11 protein-coding genes are annotated in these 13638 nt (G+C 37.3%); 10 read left to right on the top strand and 1 reads right to left on the bottom strand.

Annotation, left to right across the window (positions count from 1 at the left end):
• Positions 1–40 precede the first annotated feature (40 nt).
• Positions 41–430 carry an FxsA family protein gene (locus NYE61_RS04235; RefSeq protein WP_303447414.1) on the top strand — a complete coding sequence of 130 codons (390 nt, stop codon included), beginning with the start codon at positions 41–43 and terminating at the stop codon, positions 428–430.
• A gap of 5 nt (positions 431–435) precedes the next feature.
• Here the strand turns inward: NYE61_RS04235 and ytvI are convergent, their stop codons facing one another.
• Positions 436–1542 (bottom strand): sporulation integral membrane protein YtvI, encoded by a 1107-nt coding sequence (ytvI, locus tag NYE61_RS04230; RefSeq protein ID WP_095307316.1) that lies wholly within the window; start codon positions 1540–1542, stop codon positions 436–438.
• Positions 1543–1949: 407 nt separating this feature from the next.
• Between ytvI and citZ the strand changes: the two genes are divergently transcribed.
• The 9 genes from citZ to NYE61_RS04185 all read left to right on the top strand — a co-directional run bounded on the left by citZ (position 1950) and on the right by NYE61_RS04185 (position 13601).
• On the top strand, positions 1950–3071 hold the full coding sequence (citZ, locus tag NYE61_RS04225) for a citrate synthase (RefSeq protein ID WP_095307314.1): 1122 nt from the start codon (positions 1950–1952) through the stop codon (positions 3069–3071).
• A 67-nt stretch (positions 3072–3138) separates the two neighbouring features.
• Positions 3139–4413, top strand: a complete 1275-nt coding sequence (gene icd, locus NYE61_RS04220) for an NADP-dependent isocitrate dehydrogenase (protein WP_095307313.1) — start codon at positions 3139–3141, stop codon at positions 4411–4413.
• 257 nt (positions 4414–4670) lie between these two features.
• Positions 4671–5609 carry a malate dehydrogenase gene (gene mdh, locus NYE61_RS04215; RefSeq protein WP_095307312.1) on the top strand — a complete coding sequence of 313 codons (939 nt, stop codon included), beginning with the start codon at positions 4671–4673 and terminating at the stop codon, positions 5607–5609.
• 361 nt (positions 5610–5970) lie between these two features.
• Positions 5971–6663 (top strand): response regulator transcription factor, encoded by a 693-nt coding sequence (locus tag NYE61_RS04210; RefSeq protein WP_095307311.1) that lies wholly within the window; start codon positions 5971–5973, stop codon positions 6661–6663.
• Positions 6663–8027, top strand: coding sequence for an ATP-binding protein (locus NYE61_RS04205; RefSeq protein ID WP_303447411.1), 1365 nt, complete (start codon positions 6663–6665; stop codon positions 8025–8027). Before NYE61_RS04210 ends, NYE61_RS04205 begins: the two co-directional genes overlap by 1 nt.
• Before the next feature lie 263 nt (positions 8028–8290).
• A complete protein-coding gene (polA, locus tag NYE61_RS04200) occupies positions 8291–10933 on the top strand; it encodes a DNA polymerase I (protein ID WP_303447410.1) in 2643 nt (880 codons plus the stop codon).
• Positions 10934–10947: 14 nt separating this feature from the next.
• Positions 10948–11775, top strand: coding sequence for a DNA-formamidopyrimidine glycosylase (gene mutM / locus NYE61_RS04195; protein ID WP_095307307.1), 828 nt, complete (start codon positions 10948–10950; stop codon positions 11773–11775).
• Positions 11776–11788: 13 nt separating this feature from the next.
• A complete protein-coding gene (gene coaE, locus NYE61_RS04190; RefSeq protein ID WP_303447409.1) occupies positions 11789–12388 on the top strand; it encodes a dephospho-CoA kinase in 600 nt (199 codons plus the stop codon).
• A gap of 181 nt (positions 12389–12569) precedes the next feature.
• Complete coding sequence (locus tag NYE61_RS04185; RefSeq protein ID WP_303447408.1) at positions 12570–13601, top strand: glyceraldehyde-3-phosphate dehydrogenase; 1032 nt, start codon at positions 12570–12572, stop codon at positions 13599–13601.
• The last annotated feature ends 37 nt before the right edge of the window (positions 13602–13638 follow it).

Here is a 13638-nt window from a genome sequence, read left to right as displayed (position 1 = left end):
TAAATTCATGATAAAATAAGCTTAGAAGGGAGTGTTCTTTATGCGTTGGCTATTCCTATTACTTCTATTCATTCCAGCGATGGAAATCGGTGTTTTTATCTGGGTAGGTGGCATGGTCGGTCCATGGTGGGTTATAAGTATCATTATTCTGACTGGAGCTTTAGGAATCCTACTTGCTAAACACCATGGAATGGAGACGTGGAAGCGAGCCCAAGTAAGAATGAGCAAGGGCCAGGCACCAACTGAAGAACTAATGGATGGCATTTGTATATTGATTGGGTCGGTATTTTTATTTGCCCCAGGATTCATTACGGACACAGTCGGACTCATTTTAGTGCTTCCCTTCTCAAGAAAGCTATTTAAAGACTCGATTCGTGCATTATTGTTAAAATTGGCAAAAGGTGGAACAATCATCTACCGAAAATGGTAGATGAATTATCCTCTAATAAAATTCCACAGAGCTTGAAAAATCCCAGCTTGGTAGATCGCATTTCCTAAAACCGTCACTATTGGTGCCACAAAGAGTCCTGCAATCCCCCAAAGCTGCATTCCAAAAAACATCGTTGTCAGTACAATAAGTGGGTGAACACCAATACTCGATGAAAGAATTTTAGGTTCAAGAATTTGCCTTGAAATAATAACGACCATATAGAGTACGGTTATCCCAATTGTGAGGGAATAGTCAGATACAGCATATAAATAGATGATCCAAGGAATGAAGATGATGCCTGTCCCAAGATAAGGAATTAAGTCAACAGCGGCAGCTATAAGCGCAATCGTTAATGCATGTTCTACACGTAAAATCATGAGCCCAGTAAGGATAATACAAGCTGAAATAAAGATAAGCAATAGCTGTGCACGTAAATAGCCGGTAATGGCAAGTTTAACATGATGAAAAAAATCGTAAGTAGACCGTCTGACTGTACCAGGAAGTATACGCGAAGCAATCCGTTTAATGTTTTCTAAGTCATTGGTCATCATAAAAGTTGCTAATAGAATAAATGTCAGTGTTGTTAATGAACCAGGAACAACCGCAAGAATTTCAGGAATTTTAGCTAAACTATTTTGGAGCATGTCTGAACCGGTTGATGTTATAAAGCCTGTGATGGAGCTTATATAGTCTTGTATTGTCGTTTGCTGTTCATTATCAAGGGAATGAAAGAAAGAAATTATTTTTTCATAGAGTGGAAGAATGTTGGTATTGAAAAAGGCTTCAAAAAATGAAACGAATGTCTGTATATAGCTCGGAATCTTTACGGCTAAATAGGCAGTACCTTGATATACCTCTGTTATAACTAATAACACGATCCCAACAAAAAACAATAATAAACCGAGCATAACGACGGTTATAGCGAGTGGCCTTGGAAACTTTAGCTTAGTTTCAATAAAAACGACTAATGGGTATATTAACAAGGACAGGATACATGTAATAAGTATTGGATAGATAAATTTGAAAGTATGCATGAAAATAAGGTAGACTGTAAATAGAGCGCCAAGTACAATCAAAAATCGGATTAGTTGCAGTAGAATAAATTTTTGCATTGGAAAGCTCCCCCAATTTAACGACTAGAAATTGCAAATAGTTGAAAGCCTGTACTATAGTTACATATGATAAATGCTGTTGAAATAGACATGCATTTTCGAAATTCAAGTAAAATATTTAATTACCGACTAAATCCCGATAAATATCGGATGATTGAAGTCAAAAAATTTAAATGTTAAACGGTTTCAATTCACTTTCTAGTCATAATACTTTATAATAGATTTTGGGCTGGACAATAATAGAATTACTTTATTCAAATAGTAGATATATGTACTGGGGTGAATATAATCTGCTATTACCATTTAGTATCACAATAACTAGATTATAAGGATGGTTATTATTGTCGTTAACATTGTACATTTCAACCAAATGCTACAATTACTTTAAAAAAAGGAGAGGGTTTACTATGACAACATCTACAAAGGGGTTAGAAGGTATTGTCGCAACTCAATCGTCCATTAGTTCCATTATAGATGATCAGCTATCTTATGTAGGCTATCGTATTGATGATTTAGCTGAGCATGCAAGTTTTGAAGAGGTCATTTATTTACTATGGAATCTGAAGCTGCCGACAAAAGCAGAGTTGGAAAACGTAAAACAGGAACTAGCTAAAAACATGGAGATTCCAGAAGAGGTTATTGATCATTTACGCTCCTATGATTTATCAACTGTTCATCCGATGGCAGCATTGCGTACTGCTGTTTCTCTACTTGGATTGTATGATGATGAATCAGATATTATGGAACCAGAAGCCAATAAACGTAAAGCTATTCGCATTCAAGCCAAAATTGCTACAATTGTAGCTGCGTTTTCGAGAATCCGTAATGGTCAAGAGCCGGTAAAGCCGAAAGCTGACCTTGGCTATGCAGAGAATTTCCTGTATATGCTTAATGGAAAAGAAGCAGATGCGATTGAAATAGAAGCTATTAACAAGGCACTCGTCCTGCATGCAGATCATGAGCTGAATGCTTCTACTTTTACAGCGAGAGTATGTGTAGCAACTTTATCCGATATCTATTCAGGTATTACTGCTGCAATTGGCGCTTTAAAAGGTCCATTGCACGGCGGAGCAAATGAAAATGTAATGAAAATGCTGAGTGAAATTGGCGAAGAAGAAAATGCCATTCCATATGTTGAGAAAAAATTAGCAAACAAAGAAAAAATTATGGGTATGGGGCATCGTGTATATCGTAACGGTGATCCGCGTGCAAAACATTTAAAAGAAATGTCTAAGCAATTAACGACATTGACCAAGCAAGAGAAATGGTACAATATGTCTGTTAAAATTGAAGATTATATAAAAGAAAATAAAGGTCTCCCAGCGAACGTAGATTTCTATAGTGCATCAGTTTATCATAGCTTAGGAATTGACCATGACTTATTCACGCCGATTTTTGCTGTAAGCCGTACATCAGGCTGGTTGGCACACATTTTAGAACAGTACGATAATAATCGTCTGATTCGCCCACGCGCGGAATATATTGGTCCTGACTTACAGGATTATGTCGAATTAAACAAGCGTGGCTAATAATTAGATTAAGAATATAGCTGGGTAATCCGGCTATTCTTATTGAATATATTTAGGAGGTTTTTTTATGGCACAAGGAGAAAAAATTATCGTAGAAAATGGGAAAATGAATGTACCAAACACTCCAATCATTCCTTTCATCGAAGGAGATGGAACTGGTCCAGATATCTGGGCAGCAGCAAGCGAAGTTATTGAAGCTGCAGTTGAAAAAGCATATGATGGTGAGAAAACAATTGAATGGCTAGAAGTGTACGCTGGCCAGAAAGCCTTCGATAAAACTGGCGAATGGCTGCCGCAGGATACACTAGATAAAATTAATGAATATAAAATTGCGATTAAAGGGCCATTAACAACTCCAATTGGTGGAGGAATTCGTTCATTGAATGTTGCACTTCGTCAAGAGCTGGATTTATTTACTTGTCTTCGTCCGGTCCGTTACTTTGAAGGTGTTCCATCACCAGTTAAACGTCCAGAAGATGTAGATATGGTTATTTTCCGTGAGAATACGGAAGACATTTATGCTGGAATCGAGTGGCAAAAAGGAACTGACGAAGTTAAAAAAGTAATTGAATTTTTAAAGTCCGAAATGGGCGTCAATAAAGTTCGTTTTCCTGAAACATCTGGAATTGGTATTAAGCCAGTTTCTGAAGAAGGCACGAAGCGTCTTGTTCGTTCAGCAATTGAATATGCGTTAACAGAAGGACGTAAAAGTGTTACTTTAGTACATAAAGGTAACATCATGAAATTTACAGAAGGTGCATTTAAAAACTGGGGCTATGAAGTAGCTGAAGAAGAGTTCGGTGATAAAGTATTTACGTGGGCTGAATACGATCGCTTAGTTGAAGCAGAAGGCAAAGATGCTGCAAATAAAGCACAAGATGATGCAATCGCTGAAGGCAAGATCCTTGTTAAAGATGCAATTGCAGATATTTTCCTTCAACAGATTCTAACTCGTCCGAAAGAGTTTGATGTTGTTGCAACAATGAACTTAAATGGCGATTACATTTCTGATGCACTTGCAGCACAGGTTGGCGGAATCGGTATTGCGCCAGGAGCGAACATTAACTATGATACGGGACATGCGATTTTCGAAGCTACACACGGTACTGCTCCGAAATATGCAGGACTAGATAAAGTGAATCCTTCATCTGTTATCCTTTCAGCAGTCTTGATGCTTGAACATCTTGGATGGAGAGAAGCAGCTGATTTAATTACAAATTCTATGGATAAAACAATTGCTTCTAAAGTAGTAACATATGACTTCGCGCGTCTGATGGATGGCGCAACAGAAGTTAAATGCTCCGAATTTGGTAAAGAATTAATCAAGAATATGGCTAAGTAATGCACAAAAGCGGAAGCGCCCGGTTAGCGACGTACGGACTGGACTTTGCCGGAGGAGATAAAGGAAACACGGCGACCGTAGGAAGCCGATGTTGACTTATCGTACGGAGGTGAAGGAAGTCTCGCTAGTCGATGGGAGCTGGAGCTGAACGTGATTTTGGTGGCGAATAGGGAGATGAATTCCCTGTTCGCCAATCCGCTATGAACGGGTGAAAAGTGATTCTAATCTGTTAATCTACAATAAAGGGGATATGTACGATGGGGTTACAAAGAAAAAAGATTTCAGTTATTGGGTCTGGTTTTACAGGTGCAACAACAGCATTAATGATTGCACAAAAAGAGCTTGGTGATGTTGTCCTAGTAGACATCCCAAACATGGAAGATCCTACAAAAGGTAAAGCGCTTGATATGGCAGAGGCAGCGCCTGTTCAAGGTTTTGATGCAAAAATTATTGGTACTTCAAATTACGAGGATACAAAAGACTCGGATCTTGTTATTATTACTGCAGGTATTGCGCGTAAACCAGGGATGAGTCGTGATGATCTCGTGAATACAAATGCGAAAATCATGAAAGCCGTTGCAAAGGATATTGTGAAATATTCTCCAGATACGACCATTGTTGTATTAACAAATCCAGTTGATGCGATGACGTACACTGTATTTAAAGAGTCTGGTTTACCGAAAGAGCGTGTCATTGGGCAATCAGGTGTACTTGATACAGCACGTTTCCGTACATTTGTTGCAGAAGAATTAAATCTATCTGTTAAAGATGTAACTGGTTTTGTACTTGGTGGACATGGTGATGATATGGTTCCACTAATACGTTATTCCTATGCTGGTGGAATCCCATTAGAAAATTTAATTTCAAAGGAACGCTTGGATGAAATCGTGCAACGTACACGTACTGGCGGCGGTGAAATTGTTAACCTATTAGGAAATGGTAGTGCATACTACGCACCAGCTGCTTCTCTAACAGTTATGGCTGAAGCAATCTTAAAGGATCAACGTAGAGTTCTTCCGGCAATTGCTTATCTAGAAGGAGAATACGGCTATGACGATATTTACCTTGGCGTACCAACAATTCTAGGTGGGAAAGGTATTGAAGAAATTATCGAATTAGATCTGACTGCAGAAGAAAAAGCAGCACTAGATAAATCAGCAGATTCTGTTAAAAACGTACTAGGTGTACTAAATTAAAACGATACTTAGAAAAAAGCTTTGGTTACCATCAAGTAGCCAGAGCTTTTTTTGCGTTTGATCTGCGAACTAGTTACCGTGTTTATTGTCCAATACAACACGCAATATTCCGGCTAAATCCCCCTGCTAAAAATAAAACACATAAAATAAGCTAATTATACGGAAACTATTGTAAAATTTTGTTTACAAACCTTTATTCGTTATGTGTTTTCTATTAATAATGATAAGATAAATAAGAATGTAAATATTATGGTTGGCAGAAAAGAAAATATACAACTCTCTTTTCTCGCATAAATGCAACTAAGCTATCGTCCAAAAGTCAGGCGATACTAAGTTTACTAACAAAATGGGGGATGTTCAAATGAGTCAGAAGGTATTAATTGTAGATGACGAAAAACCAATAGTAACGCTACTGGATTATAATATAAAAAATGCTGGTTTTCAGACGGATGTTGCCTATGATGGAAAGGAAGCAGTTATTAAATGTGAAACAAATGAATACGACCTAATCGTATTGGATTTAATGCTTCCGGAAATGGATGGAATGGCAGTATGTAAGCATCTAAGAATGAATAAAATCGAAACACCAATTTTAATGCTAACAGCAAAGGATGAAGAATTTGATAAAGTTCTAGGCCTGGAATTAGGAGCCGACGATTACTTAACAAAGCCATTTAGCCCAAAAGAAGTTGTCGCACGAATTAAAGCTATTTTAAGAAGAAGTACGAGAAATGATAAACCAAATTTTAGTTCACTGAAAATTGGTGAGTTGACAATTTATCCGGAACGCTATGAAGCAGAAATGAACTCAAATGTTATTACCTTTACAAGAAAAGAGTTTGAGTTATTGTTCCATCTTGCTAAAAACAAAGGAAAAGTTATCTCCAGAGACCAGCTGTTAAGCAGTGTTTGGGATTATGATTTCGTTGGTGATACAAGGATAGTCGATGTACATATTAGCCACCTAAGGGATAAAATAGAACCTAATACAAAAAAACCTGTATATATAAAAACCGTAAGAGGGCTTGGATATAAATTGGAGGATCCTACTTGATGAAAGTATTATTTTCGGTACCTATCCGGCCTTATATGTTTGCAGTTCTGTTAACTTTTATTACGATGGGCGTTATCCTATTTCAAGCAGCAGATGAGCCGATTATAATAATCGCAGTTCTTTTCTTTGGATTTATCATCATACAGATTATTGTGTTCCTTTTATATACGAATTACGTCAAGCCAGTGCAAAAAGCCACATACACGATTGACGAATTTATTAAAGGCAATTTTAATGCTAGATTTCATAATTCATCCAATGAAGCGATAGAAGAACTGAGCTATAAGATCAATACTTTAGCAAGGAATATGAGCGCGATATCAATGCAAGAACAGATGCAGTCGGAACAATTATCGACTTTAATTGATAGTATACAAAGTGGGCTTGTACTGATTGATGAAAAAGGATTTATCCATGTGGTAAACCTAAAATTCATTACGATGTTTGGCAAAACTGAAAAGGAATATCGGGGACATCTTTATTATGAGGTACTTGAAAATGAAACGATTCATGAAACAGTTCAAAAAACGTTTTTATATGAACGAAATATCAAAGAAACTTTCACACAAACACATGGAGTAGATAAAAGCTATTTCGAAATTGTTGGAGCACCAATGTTTAATGAACGCAATCTATTAAAAGGTGCTGTTTTAGTACTGCACGATATTACGGAATTAAAGAAAATGGAGAAGACTAGAAAAGATTTCGTTGCGAATGTATCACATGAGCTGCGTACTCCAATTACCTCCATCAAAGGTTTTACCGAAACATTGTTGGATAGTGGTGAAAATAAGGATGAAACGACGAAAGAATTTCTTGGTATTATTTACCATGAAAGTCATCGTCTTCAGTTGTTAATTGAAGACTTATTATCCTTATCAAGGTTAGAGAAAGATGGATTTCGACTCGTTCTTCATACTTTTAAGGCAAAAGATCTAATTGAAGAAGTAATTCCAGCATTAAAGCATAAAGCCATGGAAAAAAAATTGCAGCTTTTGATAAATGTTGATGAAGAAACTGAAATGAAGGCTGATAAGGAACGAATTAAACAAGTTATTGTTAATTTATTAGATAATGCTATTCACTATACACCAGAAAATGGAAAGGTTGAGCTTAGTCTAGATTCAACAGCTGATTTTATTCATATTAAAATCGCTGATACTGGAATTGGTATTGACGAAAAATCAATCCCACGGATTTTTGAAAGGTTTTATCGTATTGATAAGGCACGTAGCAGAAATACAGGGGGAACTGGCTTAGGGTTAGCGATTGTAAAACATATTGTTGAAGTGCATGATGGTAAGATAGAAGTTGAAAGTGAAGTAAATCAAGGAACAATAATTCATGTGTATTTACCGAAATAAACATCCTCATGTCATTGAGGGTGTTTTTTCGTAGAGCAAGGAATCACAGTAATACAGATGATCAGTACTAACTTATTTATGACTAACGACTTAATTTTTTCCTTTCTTTATTTACAATGATAAAATGAAAACAGCGAGTTATATATCACACAATAACGCAATGTAAAATCCCATTTATAAGCGTGTGGAAATTAAAAAAAGTGAAGACGGGAGAGGAAGGAACCTCCCCACTAAATGAAGATTCACTTTATTTGGAGGTTATCATGACAAAAAAATTAGTATTAATTGATGGCAACAGTATTATTTATCGGGCATTTTTCGCATTGCCTCTTTTAAACAATGATAAGGGTGTTTATACGAATGCAGTTTATGGATTTACAACAATGCTGTTGCGCATTTTAGAAGAAGAAAAGCCGACACACTTACTTGTAGCCTTTGACGCAGGGAAAACGACATTCCGCCATACTACGTACAAAGAATATAAAGGCGGTCGTCAGAAAACGCCACCAGAGTTATCGGAGCAGTTTCCAGTCTTAAAGGAATTACTCGACGCATTTCAAATTAAGCATTATCAGCTCGAGCAATATGAAGCGGATGATATTATTGGTACGTTATCAAATCAAGGAAATGAGGAAGGGTTTGAAGTAACGGTTATTTCTGGGGATAAGGATATGCTGCAGCTTGTTTCGGATCATGTTTCCGTATATGTAACGAAAAAAGGGATTAGCGATATAGAGAAGTACACTCCAAGCTATATGCTAGAAAAAATGGAGGTTACGCCAGAGCAGATTATTGATCTGAAGTCGCTTATGGGTGACAGCTCTGACAATATTCCAGGAGTACCGGGCGTTGGGCAAAAGACCGCAACGAAGCTAATCAAGCAATACGGTACATTAGAAGCAGTTTATGAACATTTGAATGATGTAAGTGGTAAGAAATTAAAAGAAAACCTTACAAATCATCAAGAGGATGCATATATGAGTAAAGAGCTTGTCACAATTAATCGCAATTCGCCGATTGAAATAGGAGTTCATGATATTTCCTATGATGGCTTTGACCAGTCTGCTGTTCGTACTGTGTTTAAAGAGCTTGGATTTCAGTCATTGTTAAATCGGGTTTCTGATGATGAGGTAGAAGCTGGTGAGGAACTGCAATCAGAAATGAATGAGATTACGTATACTGTTGCCGATGAAATAACGGAGTCTATCTTAGCCAATGAAACGTCATTTGTTGTGGAAATGCTTCATGACAATTACCATCAGGCAGAAATTATTGGATTTGGAATGGTGAATGAACATGGCGCTTATTTTATTCGGACAGAGGTTGCATTGGCATCCGATTTGTTCAAGCAATGGGCAGAGGACAGTACTAAAAAGAAAATTGTTTTTGATGCAAAGAAAACAATGGTTGCTTTACTGAGAAATAATATTCATATTCAGGGAATAACATATGACATGCTGCTTGCCTCTTATTTGCTCAACCCAGCCGAAAATAATCATGATATTCCAGCAATCGGTAATCGAATGGGAAAAACAGATGTTTTATTTGATGAGGAAGTATACGGAAAAGGCGCGAAGCTAAAAGTACCTGAAGTGCCTGTACTTTCCGAACATGTTGTCAGAAAAACGATGACGATGCATGTGATAAAGGATGAAATGATTAAGGAATTGAAAGAAAACGAGCAATACGAGCTGTTAAAAGAATTGGAAATGCCGCTTGCCATTATTCTTGCAGAAATGGAACATGTTGGTGTCCAGGTGGATATTAGTCGCTTAGAGGAAATGGGCGTCGATTTAAAGGAAAGACTGCAAACATTAGAGAATGAAATACATGAGCTTGCTGGTGAGAATTTTAATTTGAACTCTCCAAAGCAGCTTGGACCTATTTTGTTTGAAAAATTACAGCTTCCAGTGATTAAGAAAACGAAAACTGGCTATTCTACTGCTGCCGATGTATTAGAACAGCTGCAAAACGAGCACGAAATTATTCCAAAACTGCTTCTATATCGCCAGCTCGGAAAGCTTCAATCAACCTACATTGAAGGACTATTAAAAGTAGTTAGAAAAGATACGAATAAAATTCATACACGATATAACCAAGCATTAACACAAACAGGAAGACTTAGCTCCGTTGATCCGAATTTACAAAATATCCCGATTCGACTAGAGGAAGGGCGGAAAATAAGACAGGCTTTTGTTCCTTCAAAGGGAGGCTGGATTATGTTTGCTGCTGATTATTCGCAAATAGAACTAAGAGTACTTGCACATATTGCAAATGATGAAAAGCTAGTGAAAGCTTTCCAAGAGGATGTCGATATTCATACACAGACAGCAATGGATGTGTTTCATGTAGAGATGGATGAAGTGACATCGAATATGCGAAGACAAGCAAAAGCAGTTAACTTCGGTATCGTATATGGAATTAGCGATTATGGACTATCGCAAAACCTTGGAATCTCGAGAAAGGAAGCGAAGCAGTTTATTGATCGTTATTTTGAAAGTTATCCGGGCGTGAAGCAATATATGGAAGAAATCGTCCAAGAAGCAAAGCATAAAGGCTATGTGACAACCTTAATGAAAAGAAGAAGATATCTGCCTGAAATTACGAGCCGCAACTTTAATCTAAGAAGTTTTGCAGAACGTACAGCTATGAATACACCGATTCAAGGAAGTGCAGCAGATATTATTAAAAAAGCAATGATCGATTTAGATGGTAAATTAAAGGAAGAAAAGCTGCAAGCAAAAATACTATTACAGGTGCATGATGAATTAATTTTAGAAGCACCGAAGGAAGAAATAGAAAAATTGAAAGAAATCGTACCAGAAATGATGGAACAGACTGTTTCATTAAATGTTCCATTAAAAGTGGACTATGAATATGGAGCAAACTGGTTCGATGCAAAATAAGGAGAAACAGCGAGATGCCAGAATTACCAGAAGTAGAAACAATTAAAAATACACTCAAACGATTTGTATTAGATAAAACGATTGACACGATAGATATACAATGGCCAAACATTATTAAAGAACCAAATGATACCGAGCATTTTAAAACCTTGCTGCAAGGACAAACGATTCGTGAGCTTTCAAGAAAAGGAAAGTTTTTAATGTTTTACTTTGATGATGTTGTACTTGTTTCCCATCTACGTATGGAAGGGAAATATAGTGTATACGATTCAAGTGAACCAATAAAAAAACATACCCATGTTACTTTCCGTTTTACGAATGGAGAAGAACTCCGGTACAATGACGTACGGAAATTTGGTACGATGCATGTCTATCCTAGAGGAAAAGAGTTTTTGAATAAACCGTTGAATCAGCTCGGACCAGAACCGTTCGATGAAGCATTTTCATTGGATTATTTCTATCAAAAGTTAAAAAAAACAGATCGCTATATTAAATCAACATTATTAGATCAGACCATTGTCACCGGGCTTGGTAATATATATGTGGATGAAACCTTATTCAGAGCCGGTGTCCACCCATTAAAAAGGGCAAGCAAGCTATCGAAGAAAGAAGTAAAAGCAATTCGCGAGCAAGCAATCAATACACTTGAAGAAGCTGTTCGAGCAGGCGGCACAACTATACGTTCCTATGTAAATGGTCAGGGCGATATGGGAATGTTCCAGCAAGAATTATACGTCTATGGACAGGAAAATAAAGCTTGTAAAAATTGCAGTAACACGATTACGAAAATGAAAATTGGTGGGCGAGGAACCCATATATGTACGTCATGTCAGAAGCTGTAAGAGGTGAAAAAAAGTGGCAATGGTTATTGGTCTAACAGGAAGTATTGCAACAGGAAAGAGCACTGTCTCACAAATGTTTAAAGACTTCGAGATACCAGTAGTCGATGCGGATAAAATTGCAAGAGAGGTCGTAAATCCCGGTGAAGAAGCATATGAGCGGGTTGTAAAAGTCTTTGGAGAATCAATTTTGCTTCCCAATCAGACGCTCGACCGAAAAGCACTAGGCTCGCTTATTTTTAAAGATAAAGCAAAGCGTAAGCTCCTTAATAGCATTATTCATCCAGCAATCCGTGAAAGAATCTTCGAGCGGAAAGATGCTCATATTAAAGCGGGAGAACAATGTGTCGTGCTTGATGTACCTTTATTATTTGAAGGGGACTATTCGAAAGTTGTTGATCGTACGATTGTTGTAGCTGTGGATGAAGCTGTTCAATTGGAAAGATTAATGAAACGTAACGAGCTCACAGAGGAAGAGGCGAGAGAGCGAATTAATTCCCAGCTTTCAATAAAAGAGAAGGCTAAGTTAGCCGATGCTGTCATTGATAACAATGGAACGATAGCACAATCTCGTGAGCAGTTGAAAAACCTTTTAAGTTTGTGGAACATACGTTAACAGAGAAGCCCGGGAAATGGACAGCCATTTTCCGGGTTTTAGTGTTCAAGACAATAGCATAAATGCAGAAATATATTTAAAAAACAGGGAAATTGTGCGACACAATTGCGTTATAATGTGATATACTATTTAATATAAAATAGATTAAAAGTATAACATATATGGGAGGAATAAGTTTCTTATGAACAAAACTCGTGTGGCCATAACAGGATTTGGTAGAATCGGGCGTATGGTATTTCGTCAAGCAATTGCAGATAATCAATTGGATGTAGTCGCTATCAATGCAAGCTATCCTCCTGAGACACTCGCACATCTTATTAAGTATGACAGTATTCACGGAATTTTTGATGGGGAAGTCGAAGCGCTTCATGACGGGATTGAAGTAAACGGAAAAAAAGTAACGCTTGTAAATTCTCGAGAACCAGAAAAGCTTCCATGGAAAGCTTTGGATATTGACGTCGTCATTGAAGCAACAGGAAAGTTCAAAACAAAGGAAAGTGCTGGATTGCACTTGAAAGCAGGAGCAAGAAAGGTTGTCATAACAGCGCCAGGAAAACAGGTGGATAAAACGATTGTAATTGGTGTAAATGAGGCAGCATATATGCCTGACGAGGATGACATTATTTCCAATGCCTCTTGTACAACAAACTGTCTTGCACCAATTGTGAAAGTGTTAGACGACAAGTTTTCAATCGATAATGGATTAATGACGACTGTACATGCTTTTACAGGAGATCAGAACAACTTGGATAACCCACATAAGGATCTGCGCCGTGCACGTGCATGCACACAATCGATAATTCCAACAACTACAGGGGCAGCAAAAGCATTAGGCGAGGTGTTACCACATTTAAAGGGCAGATTACATGGTATGGCTTTACGTGTACCAACACCGAATGTATCACTTGTTGATTTGGTTGTCGATGTGCATACTGCTGTTACGGCAGAGGAAGTAAATCAAGCTTTTAAAGAAGCTGCAGAAAACGAATTAAAAGGGATTGTTCACTATTCTGAGGACCCGCTTGTATCGATAGACTATACAACTACCGATTACTCAGCAATTGTTGATGGATTATCAACAATTGTTATGGGTGAGAATAAAATAAAAATAATTGCTTGGTATGATAATGAGTGGGGATATTCGAAAAGGGTACTTGACTTAACAAAATATGTTGGAAGCTATTTATATCAACGAGAAGTTAAAATTTCATAAAAAATGTTAACACCCGCTTCTCAAGTTGAAGCGGTTT

The sequence above is a fragment of the Oceanobacillus sp. FSL W7-1304 genome, assembly GCF_037969805.1.
GTDB lineage: Bacteria > Bacillota > Bacilli > Bacillales > Amphibacillaceae > Oceanobacillus > Oceanobacillus profundus.
The sequence above is the reverse complement of the archived record's forward strand: the minus strand, read 5'-3'. Positions and strand labels throughout refer to the sequence as shown.

Bases quoted from the DNA above. Each gene is read 5' to 3' on its own strand.
- NYE61_RS04235 (WP_303447414.1), top strand. From the start codon at position 41: ATGCGTTGGCTATTCCTATTACTTCTATTCATTCCAGCGATGGAAATC.
- ytvI (WP_095307316.1), bottom strand. From the start codon at position 1,542: ATGCAAAAATTTATTCTACTGCAACTAATCCGATTTTTGATTGTACTT.
- citZ (WP_095307314.1), top strand. From the start codon at position 1,950: ATGACAACATCTACAAAGGGGTTAGAAGGTATTGTCGCAACTCAATCG.
- icd (WP_095307313.1), top strand. From the start codon at position 3,139: ATGGCACAAGGAGAAAAAATTATCGTAGAAAATGGGAAAATGAATGTA.
- mdh (WP_095307312.1), top strand. From the start codon at position 4,671: ATGGGGTTACAAAGAAAAAAGATTTCAGTTATTGGGTCTGGTTTTACA.
- NYE61_RS04210 (WP_095307311.1), top strand. From the start codon at position 5,971: ATGAGTCAGAAGGTATTAATTGTAGATGACGAAAAACCAATAGTAACG.
- NYE61_RS04205 (WP_303447411.1), top strand. From the start codon at position 6,663: ATGAAAGTATTATTTTCGGTACCTATCCGGCCTTATATGTTTGCAGTT.
- polA (WP_303447410.1), top strand. From the start codon at position 8,291: ATGACAAAAAAATTAGTATTAATTGATGGCAACAGTATTATTTATCGG.
- mutM (WP_095307307.1), top strand. From the start codon at position 10,948: ATGCCAGAATTACCAGAAGTAGAAACAATTAAAAATACACTCAAACGA.
- NYE61_RS04185 (WP_303447408.1), top strand. From the start codon at position 12,570: ATGAACAAAACTCGTGTGGCCATAACAGGATTTGGTAGAATCGGGCGT.